At 40.9% G+C, this 13,387-nt stretch carries 9 protein-coding genes; 3 read left to right on the top strand and 6 right to left on the bottom strand.

The window, feature by feature from the left end:
* Window positions 1-35: 35 nt before the first annotated feature.
* The gene (locus GR160_RS08460) at window positions 36-1,256 is read right to left on the bottom strand and encodes a metallophosphoesterase (protein WP_160749424.1); all 1,221 of its coding nucleotides are present in this window, start codon (window positions 1,254-1,256) and stop codon (window positions 36-38) included.
* Between the two features lie 66 nt (window positions 1,257-1,322).
* Complete coding sequence (locus GR160_RS08455) at window positions 1,323-1,673, bottom strand: helix-turn-helix domain-containing protein (protein WP_160749423.1); 351 nt, start codon at window positions 1,671-1,673, stop codon at window positions 1,323-1,325.
* A gap of 198 nt (window positions 1,674-1,871) precedes the next feature.
* Here GR160_RS08455 and GR160_RS08450 point away from each other — a divergent pair, with 198 nt between their 5' ends.
* Window positions 1,872-2,600, top strand: coding sequence for a metallophosphoesterase family protein (locus tag GR160_RS08450; protein WP_160749422.1), 729 nt, complete (start codon window positions 1,872-1,874; stop codon window positions 2,598-2,600).
* Window positions 2,601-2,694: 94 nt separating this feature from the next.
* Window positions 2,695-3,477 carry a glutamate racemase gene (gene murI / locus GR160_RS08445; RefSeq protein ID WP_160749421.1) on the top strand — a complete coding sequence of 261 codons (783 nt, stop codon included), beginning with the start codon at window positions 2,695-2,697 and terminating at the stop codon, window positions 3,475-3,477.
* Between the two features lie 124 nt (window positions 3,478-3,601).
* Here the strand turns inward: murI and GR160_RS08440 are convergent, their stop codons facing one another.
* Together GR160_RS08440 and GR160_RS08435 are read right to left on the bottom strand one after the other, a co-directional pair.
* A complete protein-coding gene (locus GR160_RS08440; RefSeq protein WP_160749420.1) occupies window positions 3,602-4,114 on the bottom strand; it encodes a gamma carbonic anhydrase family protein in 513 nt (170 codons plus the stop codon).
* Window positions 4,115-4,182: 68 nt separating this feature from the next.
* Window positions 4,183-5,184 (bottom strand): type IX secretion system membrane protein PorP/SprF, encoded by a 1,002-nt coding sequence (locus GR160_RS08435; protein WP_160749419.1) that lies wholly within the window; start codon window positions 5,182-5,184, stop codon window positions 4,183-4,185.
* A gap of 462 nt (window positions 5,185-5,646) precedes the next feature.
* Between GR160_RS08435 and GR160_RS08430 the strand changes: the two genes are divergently transcribed.
* Window positions 5,647-6,546 carry a NifU family protein gene (locus GR160_RS08430; protein ID WP_160749418.1) on the top strand — a complete coding sequence of 300 codons (900 nt, stop codon included), beginning with the start codon at window positions 5,647-5,649 and terminating at the stop codon, window positions 6,544-6,546.
* A gap of 58 nt (window positions 6,547-6,604) precedes the next feature.
* On the opposite strand, the gene GR160_RS08425 is transcribed toward GR160_RS08430, so the two are convergent.
* The gene (locus GR160_RS08425; protein WP_160749417.1) at window positions 6,605-9,433 is read right to left on the bottom strand and encodes an AsmA family protein; all 2,829 of its coding nucleotides are present in this window, start codon (window positions 9,431-9,433) and stop codon (window positions 6,605-6,607) included.
* A 647-nt stretch (window positions 9,434-10,080) separates the two neighbouring features.
* Window positions 10,081-13,362, bottom strand: a complete 3,282-nt coding sequence (locus GR160_RS08420) for a protein O-mannosyl-transferase family (protein ID WP_160749416.1) — start codon at window positions 13,360-13,362, stop codon at window positions 10,081-10,083.
* Window positions 13,363-13,387: the final 25 nt, after the last annotated feature.

Genomic DNA, 13,387 nt, shown 5'->3' with positions numbered 1-13,387 from the left:
ACAAATATAGCACTTTTACAATATGCTGTTATTTTTTAGCCTTTTTTTAGCGTAATTACGGTTATTTCAGGCCAAATGCCCACCCTTCCGGGATAGGCATGAAAACCAAAGCCGCGGTTTACATAAATGTACCGGCCTAAATTTTCATACAATCCGGCCCATTGTTTGTAAACATATTGTACCGGACTCCATTTAAAAACTCCCGGAATTTCTATACCAAACTGCATGCCGTGTGTGTGTCCGCTAAGTGTAAGGTGGTAATTATCAGGGTGGTTTTTAACCTCATATTCCCAGTGCGATGGGTCATGGCTCATCAGTATCTTAAAATCTTCAGGTTTTAAACCTTTAGATGCCTTGGCAAGATCGCCGGCTTTTTTAAAGTTGTGCCCCCAGTTCTCTACGCCCACAAGGGCTATATGCTGTCCGCCTTTTTCGAATGTTATGTTTTCGTTAAGCATAAGGGTAAAGCCAATTTGGCGGTGCAGATCTTTAATGGCGGCAAAATTGTCGTCTTTGGCTTTTATTGACGGCCATTCTATATATTCGCCATAATCGTGGTTGCCCAGTACCGAATATTTGCCCATTGGTGGGTTTTCTATGCGGTTAAAAGTATCTATCCACGGGTGCATTTCGGTGGCATGCGTGTTTACAATATCTCCGGTAAATAAAATGATGTCGCTCTTTTGCTCGTTAATAAGGTCTATGGCATGGTTTATCTTTTCCTTATTGTCAAAGCTGCCACTGTGTATATCGCTAATTTGTGTAATGGTCATGCCATCAAAATTATCGGGCAGGTCAGGAAAGTAAACCGTTTTTTTCCAAACCTTAAAATTGTATTTGCCCTTGGTCATTCCATACAGCAACGAAAGAAACGGTATTGCTGCAAGCCCCAGTGCGGCAACGCTAACAAACCGCCTTCGTTCCGGCAGGAACGACTGCTTGGCATTGCCTAAAATTGTATGTGTTAGCCCTGTAAAAACCCTGATGAGGTCTTCGCCAAGCATTACAAAGGCAATAATAAGCTTAGGGATAACGGTAATAAGCATGAGCCCTATAGCAAAAAGGCTTTGGCGATTTTGCCCTGTGCGCCTGTCAAACTGTGTAAAGGCATAAATTATATAGGCAATTACCAGTATTGAAACTGCCAGATACACCCAGTGCACCCATTTGGTTTTTGTTGCGGCTTTTACTGCCTGAAAAGTATAGATCTCTGCAATTAGTGCAATGACCGGAAGAATTAAAAGAAAACGTCGCATTTGCGGTATAAGTTAAGCATTGGGCATGCATCATAAAATATGCCACAACGCAGTTTTTTTTGAATATTATTCATTATAACGTTCGCGGTGCTTAACGCCCCACTCATAAAGCTCTTTCATAACCTTGTCGAGGGTATGGCCATATTCGGTAAGCGAATATTCTACTACCACAGGAACAGTGTCATATACAGTGCGTTTTACAAGCCCGTTTATTTCAAGGTCGCGCAGTTCTTTAGAGAGCATCCTGTCGGTTATTTTGGGTATATCGCGGGCAATTTCGCTAAAGCGTTTGTTTCCAAACATAAGCGAAACCATAATGGGCAGTTTCCATTTTCCGCTAAGCACATCGAGTGCATCGCGCACGGGCCGTATCATGCCCATGCATTCGTTTAAAGTGAGGTGAGAAATATCTCCCATAAAAATCTAATTACTACTATACATTAGTATAGTTCTTACTGTTGTATAGCAAAGGTAGCAGATAAATAGATTGGTTGAATAAAACAGAGCGTGTTTATTATTGCCGGGCTAAAAATATTGCCAATGGTTTGTAAAACTATTTTTGCATGCAAAATAAAACGGCTACCTTAGCATTTTGTCATAAATTTTATTACACTAATGAGCAGGACACTTGTTATAGGCGATATTCACGGCAGCTACAAAGCATTGATACAAATACTTGAACGTGCAAAGGCAACCCCGAACGATCTTCTTGTTTTTCTTGGCGATTATGTAGACGGATGGGGGCAGTCGCCCGAAGTAATAGATCATTTAATAAACCTCAAAGCTACCCACAACTGCATTTTTATGCTTGGCAATCACGACGAGCTTTTGCTAAACTGGCTCAAAACAGGCGAATACAGCGAGCAATGGTTTAACCACGGCGGCCGCATTACTATGGATATGTACACCCAACTTGCGGCTGATAAAAAGCAGATGCACATATTGTTTTTTGAGAGCCTGCAGCCTTATCATTTAGATGAGCATAACCGCCTGTTTGTACATGCAGGATTTACAAACCTTAACGGAGTTACACACGAGTATTTTCCTAAACTGCTGTATTGGGACCGTACCCTGTGGGAAACCGCCCTTGCCCTCGACCCGGCAATAGATGTGCAGAGCCCTTTGTATCCTAAGCGTTTTACCCATTACAAAGAAATTTTTATTGGGCATACTCCCGTTACCCGCATAGACCGGACCGTGCCTGTGCAAAAGGCTAATATTTGGAATGTAGACACTGGGGCTGCCTTTAAAGGGCCGTTAACCATTATGGATGCAGATACTAAAGAATATTGGCAAAGCGATGCTGTGTATGAGCTTTATCCTGAGGAAAGGGGAAGGAATTAGTTTGCAGTCTCAGTTTTAAGTCCGGACAAATCTGCAAACCAACAGGTCTTATTGTCCGGCAGTATTCGTCTGTAAATTTTTTTATATTTGCTAAATGGACACAAGCAAAAACCCTATAGGATTGTTTGACTCCGGTATTGGAGGAACTTCTATATGGAAAGAGGTACACCGCCTTTTGCCTAACGAAGACACCATTTATCTTGCCGACAGTAAAAATGCTCCTTATGGCCTGCGCCCAAAGCAGGAAATTATAGATCTTAGCTTTAAAAATACCAAATTTTTATTAGAACGCGGCTGCAAAATTATTGTGGTTGCCTGCAATACCGCCACCACTAATGCCATAAAAGAGCTCAGGGCAAATTTCAATGTTCCGTTTATAGGTATAGAGCCGGCAATAAAGCCCGCTGCTATACACACCAAAACCAATGCTGTGGGGATACTTGCCACTAAAGGCACGCTTAGCAGCGAGCTTTTTAATCAAACCGTTTCGGGCTTTACCGGTGTAAATGTAATAGAGCAGGTAGGGCATGGGCTGGTTGAGCTTATAGAGGGCGGCAAGCTCGAATCGACAGAGATGCAAATACTCCTTGAAGAATATCTCAATCCAATGATAGAGGCCAATATAGACTATCTGGTGCTGGGTTGCAGCCACTACCCATATCTGGCTCCGCAAATGCGCAAAATATTGCCCGAAAGTGTTACTATTATAGACAGCGGCAAACCTGTTGCCAAGCAAACTAAAAAAGTGTTGCAGTCTATGGATCTGTTAAATACAGATTTGCACGAAGTGTATAATACCTTTTATACTAATGCCGATGCACACGTGCTGCAAAGCATTATTGGTACTAAGTTTACAGCAGAGCATATTGATTTTTAAGTTGCTGTTTATGTGGTAATTTGGCAATTCGTGGATTTGGTAATTTGCATGTAATATATACAGATGCTGCAACAGCATGAGTTGTCAAATCAGCAAATCCACAAATAATCCAATCTTTACAGGTTTATTCTTTTACCCAGGATGAATACATGACATAGTTGTTAGATATGCGCTCTATCTCTCCTGCAAAATCAGAGGCATTGATGTCTTTTACCTTTTTGGCAGGAACTCCGGCATATATGGTTCCGCTTTCTACCACGGTGTTTTGGGTTACTACGGCTCCGGCAGCAATAATACAGTTGCTTTCTACCACACAGTTGTCCATTATAATGGCGCCCATGCCCACAAGCACGTTGTCGTGAATGGTGCAGCCGTGCACTATGGCATTGTGCCCTACAGAAACATTATTGCCAATGGTTGTTGGGTGTTTTTGATAAGTGCAGTGTATTACTGCCCCATCCTGTATGTTTACCTTATTGCCAATTTTAATGTAGTGTACATCGCCGCGCAGCACGGCATTATACCAAATGCTGCATTGCGCACCCAAGCTAACATCGCCCACTATGGTGGCATTTTCAGCAACAAAACAATCTTCGGGTATTTGCGGGTATTTCCCCCTTACTTCTTTAATAACCATAGTTGTATAAAATAAAATGTCCCGATAGGATATATCGGGACAGAATTAATAAATATAATGCTTTATAATTAGTTAACAGCCGGGCAATGACACTCGTATGGCTTGTCTTTACAGAACAGGTTGATACCAATTGTTATTTGGTGGAAACCAGCGTTGTCAAACTGTACATCTCCTGCAAGATAAGAGTAGGTGTAAGCAAACATAAAGCTTTTGTAGTTTACACCAATAATTGGTGTAAAGTACTGTAGGTGCTGCTCTTTAATGTTTCTTGGGCCAGTATAGCTTGTAGTGTACTGTGCACCTTCTAAGCCTCTTCTGTATGATAAACCTCCCCAAACACGTCCAAAGTCAAGTTCGCGGTAAGCTTTAATGTTAAAGTCGATAGTTTTTTCTTTAGTTTCGCTAATAGCCTGGAACATTACAGATGGCTCAAGGTCCCATCCGTCTGCAACGCCAAACACATAACCCGCACTAAATATCAATGATGTAAGGTTTGTACTCTCTACATCAGTATAAAGGTTTCTTTTACTTTTAATAACGTTTTTAGCAGTAAAGTGTGCGTAAAAATCAAGATAGTGGTAAGATGCACCAAGATCTACGTTAAAGTAAGAATCTTTTTGCTCCATACCTCCCTGTACAATAGGGTCAAACTCTGTAAACTCGGTTTCGTCAAGGCGGCTTTGTATCAGGCCTGCACTAAGACCGAATGAAAGCATGTTCAAATCGTCATCGCTGCGCGAAAAACGAAGGTGGTGGGCATAGGTTAGTTTTGCTCCTGTTTGAGAGTGGTAACCGTTTTTATCATTAAACACAATTGCACCTATACCGGAACTGGTGCCCAGTGCTGTGTTAAAACTTGCTGTTTGTAATGCAGGGGCATCGTCCTGACCAGACCACTGCCAACGTGCGGTAGCCCTTATTTTAGCACAATTTGCAGCACCTGCCATAGATGGGTGTATCAGATAGTAGTTATCTGACAGGTAATCCGAATAAACCGCAACGCCTTCCTGTGCAAAAGACATCTGAGCTAATAAAAATCCGAAAATTAGATAAACCTTTTTAAAATTCATGTTGACCTTATCGTTTAATGAAAAATGCGCTATTTAGTTTTAGACCGTTGGTAATTATTGTTTAAGCTCATCTTTTACAGGTTTTTCTTCCTTCGTAACATGCCCACTTTACAGTAATTTTCCATAGCGGTCAAATATATAAATTTTTGTGTTAGGTTGGTTACATATTCTAAATATTATTATAAAAAATGCTGCCTGTGCCTGTGGAGCTTACATTTTATGCCGTTCTTTAAGCATTTCATAGATAAATGTGCATCAAACCCATGTTTTCGGCATCATTATTTTATTCTGCAAACCCTCAGCACTATTGTGCTATAGACCTAATAACCAAATACTAAACACTAACTGCTTTTAAAACCGCAAAAAACGTTAATTATTATTTGCTGTGCAAACGTATAATGTTAAAAGCACTTACATAACTTTTTTTAGGTTAATTTTGTATAAATTTTTTTACCCTATATTATGGAGACTATAACTATAAGGGCTACGCAAAATGCTGCCATTGTAAAATTTGAGTTCAGCGATTTTATAGCCAATAATAATAATTACGAATACAAGAACATAGACGAAACAGCAAACTCGCCCCTGGCAAAAAAACTGTTTTACCTGCCGTTTGTTAAAACCGTATATATATCGGGCAACTTTGTGGCGATAGAAAAATATTCTATTGTAGAGTGGGCGGATGTGCAGGATGAAGTGGCTACCCAAATTGCCGACTTTGTAAACACTGGAGGCGAAATTGTAAAGGAAAGTGCCGAAGTTAAAAAGAAACTGCCGGCAACCGTTTATGTAGAAACCACACCAAACCCCGCAGTGCTTAAGTTTGTAGCAAACAAAAGGCTTACTAAGACCAGTGCCGAGTTTAAGAACATAGACGAAACCGCTGCATCGAAACTGGCAAGGGAGCTGTTTAAATTTCCGTTCGTAAAAGAGGTGTTTATGGATGAGAACTATATTTCTATTACCAAATATGCCATGACCGAATGGGATGAGGTTACGCCCGAAGTGCGCAGCTTTATAAAGGTATATCTTGAAAATGGCAATGAGGTTATAGACGAATCGCTGATACAAAAAATGCCACAGGCCGAAAAACAGCAGGAGGCTTATTTTGATGCTTTGGATGTTACTTCCCAGCAAATTATAAATATACTGGAAGAGTATGTAAAACCTGCCGTACAGGCTGACGGCGGCAATATTGCCTTTGAAAGCTATGATGAGGCAGACAAGCGCGTTAAAGTGCTTTTGCAGGGAGCATGCAGCGGATGCCCGAGCAGCACCTTTACTCTTAAAAGCGGTATAGAGAACATGCTTAAAGATATGCTTAACGATAACGAAATTAAGGTTGAGGCTATAAACGCTTAAGATCTTTTTAAAATATAGAAATCCGGCAATTTAAATTGCCGGATTTTTTGTTTATGCCCTAATCCTTTTTCATCTTCTCGAGTTCTTCTTTGGTAGGGTTTCGCTTTTCTTCTTTTACAACACTGTTGGTTTTCTCGTTATAAATGGCATCGGTAATGCGCTGCCCTGTTTTACTGAATACCTTTATTTTAGGATCGCTGTGTGTTCCTGTAACCACTACAGGTATGCCAATAAGCCCTGCTGGCGGCAGGCCAAGGCGCACCCTTATGTCGAGCAGCCCGTCAAAACTGGTGGTTCCTTTTATGGTAGGCCTGAACAACGATACCTTAAATGTAAACGGTTCTATATGTATAAGGTTATTATCTATAGTGGTTTTAATGTCTATGCCTTTAAGGTTAGGGTTGTTTAGCGCATCCTGCCATGTTTTACTGCTAATGGTGTTAAACATTTTGAGTCCGCTTACTTTAACATCGCGCAGGTTTATGATTCCGCCACCTTCGAGCGATTCATATATAGGACCCATATTTTCATTAAAATCACCTTTAATTTTATAGTCTAACGATATTATACCCTCAGCTTTTTCGGCAGCCGTAACCATTTCCCTGAACATAGGTATCTCTTTGTAGGCTCGCTGCACACTAAAGTCTTTTGCGGTTAGGTGTGCGTCAAAATTTGCTGTGAGTGGGCTTTCGTCATCATAACGGGCATCTATGCCCACATTGCATCCAATAATATTAAAAGTGGTGTTCTCTAAATAAAGCTGGCCCTTGCCAATGCCTACTTTTCCAATAAGGTTGTTTAGGGTTAGCCTTGTATATTCTACCTTGTCGGCATTAGCTATGAGCGATACATTAAGGTTTGTGGGCAGCACAACCACACCGCTTGCTTTGGGGTTGTCTTCTTTTGCATACTCCACGTCGGTTTTTCGGTCGGTATTATCGCCCTGTTTTAAAGCCATAAACTCATTGACATCTATAAGCTTCGATTTAAGGTTAAACTCGCCTGCCAGCGTTCCGTTAGATTCTAAAAAGTAGTTAATGGTGTTGAGCAGGTAGCCGTTTATAGAAAAATCACTGCGGCCATAGGTAGCTCCAAATTTCTGGAACCACATTTTTTCGTTCTCGAACCTAAAAAAGCCCTCTTTTATAAAGAACGACTTAGGAAATAATTCGGATGTGGTCTTAATATTACGCAGCTCTATAGTTCCTTTGTTGTCCAGTTTGCTGTACTGCCCTGTAGTAGCATAGCTTTGCCTGCCTTTTAGCCATAGGTTTGCCTTGGCATAGCCCGTAACATCGAGCCCATCCTGAGCAAACACTTTATAAATGCGACCCACATTAAGTTCGCCCCTTATAATGGCATCATAATACATGTCGGCAAAGTCAGACACGGCAAGTTTTACATATACCGGGTTACCTTCAAAATTAAAAGATGCCGGAGTTACCGAAACCTTAAGATCATCAAACGTGCCACGGTTGTTAATGGCATTGGCCACAAAAGTAATATCGGTAATAGGGTTAGGGTAGTAGCTGGTTTTAAGCCAACCGCGTTGCAGGTTTATACCTCCCTTGGTTTTGGGGAACAGTTTTTTCTCGGTGCTATAAAGGCCGTTTGCTTCAATATCGGTTTTAAGGCTTCCGCGAAGATCTATATTTTGCAGTCCAAGGGCGGCATCGAGCGTTTGCAGGTTGAGCGATCCTTTAATACGGGCTTTAACAGCCATTTCGCTAAGTCCCTTTGTGTTTAGGCGGGCATCGAAATAATCATTGTCGCCCACTTTAAAGGCGAGTGTTTTAAGGTCTATTTGCAGTTTTTGCACATCAAGCTGCGGCAGCGCTGCCTCAAGGTCTACGGCAAGGTCGCTAACAGGCACAGGTGCACCGCTGTATTCTATGGCTCCTTTGCGCACTTTTAGCTTAAAGTCAAGGTTAGGCTGCTGGTTTTTTGCCGCATTATAGCGTCCGCGAAAGCGAAAAAGTAAATCGGCACGGCCCTTAATTTTAGTTTCTTCCATCCAGCTCAGGTACTGTGGGGGTGCTACCGACAGCATGTCTTCAAGCGTAGTGTTTTGAGATGATGCATTAATGTCTATATTATAGCCATCGCGCAAAATGGTAAAAAAACCTGTAAACTCTAAAGGAAGTTCGTTTATGCGCAACTCGTTTTTTTGCAGTATGAACGAAAGGGCATTGGTGTTTATGCGCGTAATAAGATCGGCATGAAGGTGTTTCTTTTTAAGATACGGAATGCGGTCGTAATAGAAATCTATAGAGTCGATATTAGCATCGGTAAGCAAATCAAAAACATCTTCGCTAAGGTCGCCCTTGCCCACATAGTTAAACCCATGGGCATCTACGAGTATTTTTGCCGAACGGTCGTTGTATTTTATGTGGCAGTTTTCAAAGTCTATGCGGTCAAGCCTTATGGCAGCGCCTTCTCCGGTGGTGTCTTTAGGCTGCTCGTTTTTGGGTACATATATATTGTAATTGGCCTGCCCCTTTTGGTTTACCATTACGTTTATAAAAGCATCGCTAACATAGAGCTTGTCTATTTTTACCTCGTTATTAAAAATAAGGCGTTTAAGGTTAATGCCAAAGGCAACCTGCCTCGACTCTAAAAGTGTTTGGTTGGAGTAGGGGGCAGACCCTGTTAGCTTTAAACTGTCTAGCGATACGGTTAATGAGGGGAAGTGTGTAAAAAATGAAAGTTTTGAGCGCGTAAAATCCAGCCTGGCATCGAGGTTATTGTTTGCCACCTTTTTTACCTGCTCTGCAATAGTCCCCGGAAACAGTATGGGTATAATAAACATTAAAAAAAGTATGGTGGCTATAAAAATACCTGTCCATTTAAGTACTTTAAGGGCTATTTTTTTTACAGGCGCTTTCATAATATGCTAAATTTAAATGCATATTTAAAAGTAGGTTTTAACTGTTAATGTTTTATGCTATTTAACGTAGCCTTAATACATAAGCCTTTGTTAATTTAATTAGATTTTATTTAAATGGTTTTGTGAAAAAACTTACAATTATGATGTACGTATTTTTATATCTAAAAATATTATGCAAACACAATAATATCTCTTAAATTGCGTTAGATTTCATACCACTCTTTTTAAAGAGATGAAATTCAAAGTAAACGGGGGTTTATTTTATTTACGGCCTGACTTATTGCAAAAATAAGTCAGGCTTTTAAGTTTAAATAACGTATTGATTTTTATTGTTTTGACTCAAAATAAAGCATTGTAAAAATCTATAATTTGCCTAAAATCCCAACCTTTTTTTACGTTAAGCCAACCTGAATTTATTGATATTTTTTAGTTATTATTTGAATTAAAATTTAGCACAATAATGTTCTGAATGACATTTTCATCGCTAATGAAAACTGAATTTTCTGACAAAAGCGTTGCATTTTTTATTTTTAACTGTGGTTTTTACCATAATAATCGATTACACAAGTTGAATGTATCAAAAAAAATATTCCTTAACCCGAACCCCGGATTAAGGAATATTTTTTATTAACTAACGCTTTTCCGGGCTACTCGTTGTCCCTGCCGTAATGCTTAAACTTTTGGTTGTAGGCATTAAATTCGGTTCGGGCCTTGTTGTAGGCGTCTGTGTCATTATGGTCTTTCATAATAAGCAGCAGGCTGCGGTAGCGTTCTATATTGGTAACAATATCTATTTTGGTATTGTTCTGTCCGCTTACAGAAAGGCTTTTAAAATAAGTAAGCTCCTGCTGGTATTTTTTAATTAGCTGCGCCAGCAGTTGCCTTGCTTTGTCTTTTTCGCCCAACTCATAATAGGCCGATGCAAACGGCTCAAGCAATGTATAGTAGCCAAAATAGTCTATCGGCATTTTTGCCATGGCAAGGTCTACCACTTTTTTAGCCTTATCGTTTTTGCCCTCGTTTATAAGAGCCTCTACAAGGCGTGCAAGGTTAGTGCGGTAGGTAATGCTGTTTTTGCGTGTTTCCGGATCATGATAAATGTTAGGGCTTTCGCTGTTACCCCAGTCCCAGCTCATCACAATATTATACATTTTTTCAGTATCAATATGCCCCATATCCAATGGGCTGCCTTCTTCAGGTATCGGGGTTTTAAACGGAACCAGTTTGTAAACCAAACCGTCAAGCTGTAGGTAGTCTTTCATCCACAGATAGTCGTCGTCGCCAAAGCTGCCACCGGTAAAATAAATAGGTCGTTTCCAGTTGTTGTTATAAAACATATCCAGCATTATAAGACGGTTTTTATACAATGCATCGCCTTTAATATCTATGTCTATATAAGGAACAATAGAATCGTATTGCGCCGGGGCAACCACCTTGTTCTTAATAATTTCGTCTTTATTAATATTTACCCTTATTTTATTGGTTGGGTAGAAGTTTATAAAGTGACCGTTGTTAAGCTCTCGTTTAAAACGCTGATCGTCTGATTTTATAAATTTAAGATAATCGGCAATGTTCCAGCGTGCTTCTGTATTCTGTATAAACAGCATATAATCGCGTGTGCCCGGCTGATATTGCTCGTGCGTAAAGCTAATAGGCATAGGGTCGCTGTCATAAGCTTTGGCTTTCATTTGGTCTATGTACCAGTCAGTCATAAGCAGGCTGGTGTTTACAATGCGCACATCAGTACGGTAGCCCTCAATTTCCTGAGCATACCACAGTGGGAAGGTGTCGTTGTCGCCAATAGTGAACAGTATGGCATTTTTATCGCACGACGAAAGATATGCCTTAGCCATGGCCAGTGCCGTATATTTACCCGCACGGCTGTGGTCGTCCCAGTTTTGAGAAGCCATAAGCACAGGGGCGGCAAGCAATGTTACTGCAATAACTACAGGAGCTGCAATTTTTGCCTGAAGGTATTTTTTAGCCCCATCATAAATGGCATAGGCACCAAAGCCTATCCAGATGGCAAACACATAGAACGAACCCACAAGGGCATAATCGCGCTCGCGTGGCTCAAAAGGCCTTTCGTTAAGGTATATTTTAAGTGCTAAACCTGTAAATAAAAACAGGGATAACAGCACATAAAAACTTTTAGGATCTTTTTTAGCATGGAAAAGAAATCCTACAACCCCCAGTATAAACGGCAGGAAGTAATACAGGTTTCTGCCTTTGTTGTTGCGTTGGTCGTCAGACAGGCTGCTTTGGTTGCCAAGCCTTATTTGGTCTATAGCGTTGATTCCGCTTAGCCAGTTGCCGTCCTGGTTGTCATATCGACCCTGAATATCGTTTTGGCGTCCGGCAAAATTCCACATAAGGTATCTGCCATACATGTATCCAAACTGATACTCTACCATAAACTGCATGTTGTCAAAAAACGATGGCTTGTCTATAATCAGGTATCGGCTGTATGAGCTCAGGAATTTATGATAGTCGTCATAATCCATCTGTCCGCCTTTAAACGCTCTTTTAAAGTCGTTTATAGTGCTTTGCACATTGTCGCGCGCCTCTGCCGATGCTCTGCCTAAGTCTTCGTCGCTCATGCGGTCTATTGGCAGTCCCATGCGTGCAAGGTCTTCGGTAAAATCGTAGTTCGGGTCTATTTTAAAGTCCAGCGGCTTAGTAAACCTCATGTAGTTGGCGGCATGGTCTGCACTCCACATGCGTGGCATAAAGCCTTTGTGGTTGTCGTCGGTATTTTGTTTGGCGTTCTTGTAATTGTTTACAATAATATATTTGCCTGTCTTAAAATCCCTTTGGTAGTTTGGTTTCTCATCTTCATAAGGGTTTTCGGCGTCAAGTCCACTATAAGTATCACTGTACATAGGGCCATAAAACAGCTTTTGTTCGCCATACTGCTCACGGTTGTAATAGGCCAGCACCTCGGCAGCATCGCTTGGGCGGTTTTCGTTTATAACCACGTTGGCATTAGCACGAATGGGCAGCATTAGCCATGTAGAGAAACCTATAAGTATAAACAGTGTTACCAGCAATATAGTGTTGTAGAGCGGAAGCTCTTTTTTGCGCGTATAGTTAAGCCCAAAATAAAAGAATGCTACTATGGCAACAAACACGAATATGGTGCCCGAGTTAAACGGAAGCCCAAGGCTGTTTACCATAAAAATTTCGGTAATTCTAAAAAGAGCCATTGTGTAAGGTAGTAGTAACTTAAAGATAAACAGTAGTATGGCTACAATTACAATGTTGGCAATTATAAAGTTTTTAACCGTTACGGTTTTGTAATTTTTAAAGAAGTAAATAAAGCCTATAGACGGCAATGCAAGGAGTGCCATAAAGTGCACCCCGAAAGATAAACCAATTATAAGCGATATTATGAGCAGCCATTTGTTGCCGCGCGGGGTGTGCATTTCCTGCTCCCAACGCAGGCCAAGCCATAATAACAGGGCTATAAACAACGATGCCATGGCATATACCTCGGCCTCTACGGCATTGAACCAGAAACTGTCTGAAAAAGTATAGGCCAATGCACCTACTGCCGATGTTCCTAAAATGGCAATGGCGTTGTTGGTGTTAACTTCAGAGAATTTTGCGACAACATTTTTTAAAACAATGGTGCTGCTCCAAAACATGAACAATATTGTAAATGCACTCGAGAAAACCGACAGCATGTTTACCATCAGCGCAACCTTATCGGCACTTGGGGCAAATATAGCAAAGAACGCTCCCATCATCTGGAAAAGCGGTGCTCCCGGCGGGTGGCCAACTTCCAGTTTTGCAGCGGTGGCAATGTACTCGCCACAGTCCCAAAAGCTAAGGGTAGGTTCTACAGTAAGCGAGTAAACAAGGAGCGCAATGGCAAAAACGGCCCATCCGAGAATGGTATTCCATTTTTTGTAATTGAATGTTATCATGTAATATGAGTTATTCCCTAATTTA

This window comes from Flavobacterium sp. Sd200, from assembly GCF_009826935.1.
Classification (GTDB): Bacteria; Bacteroidota; Bacteroidia; order Flavobacteriales; family Flavobacteriaceae; genus Flavobacterium.
This window is presented reverse-complemented; position numbering and strand designations above follow the sequence as displayed.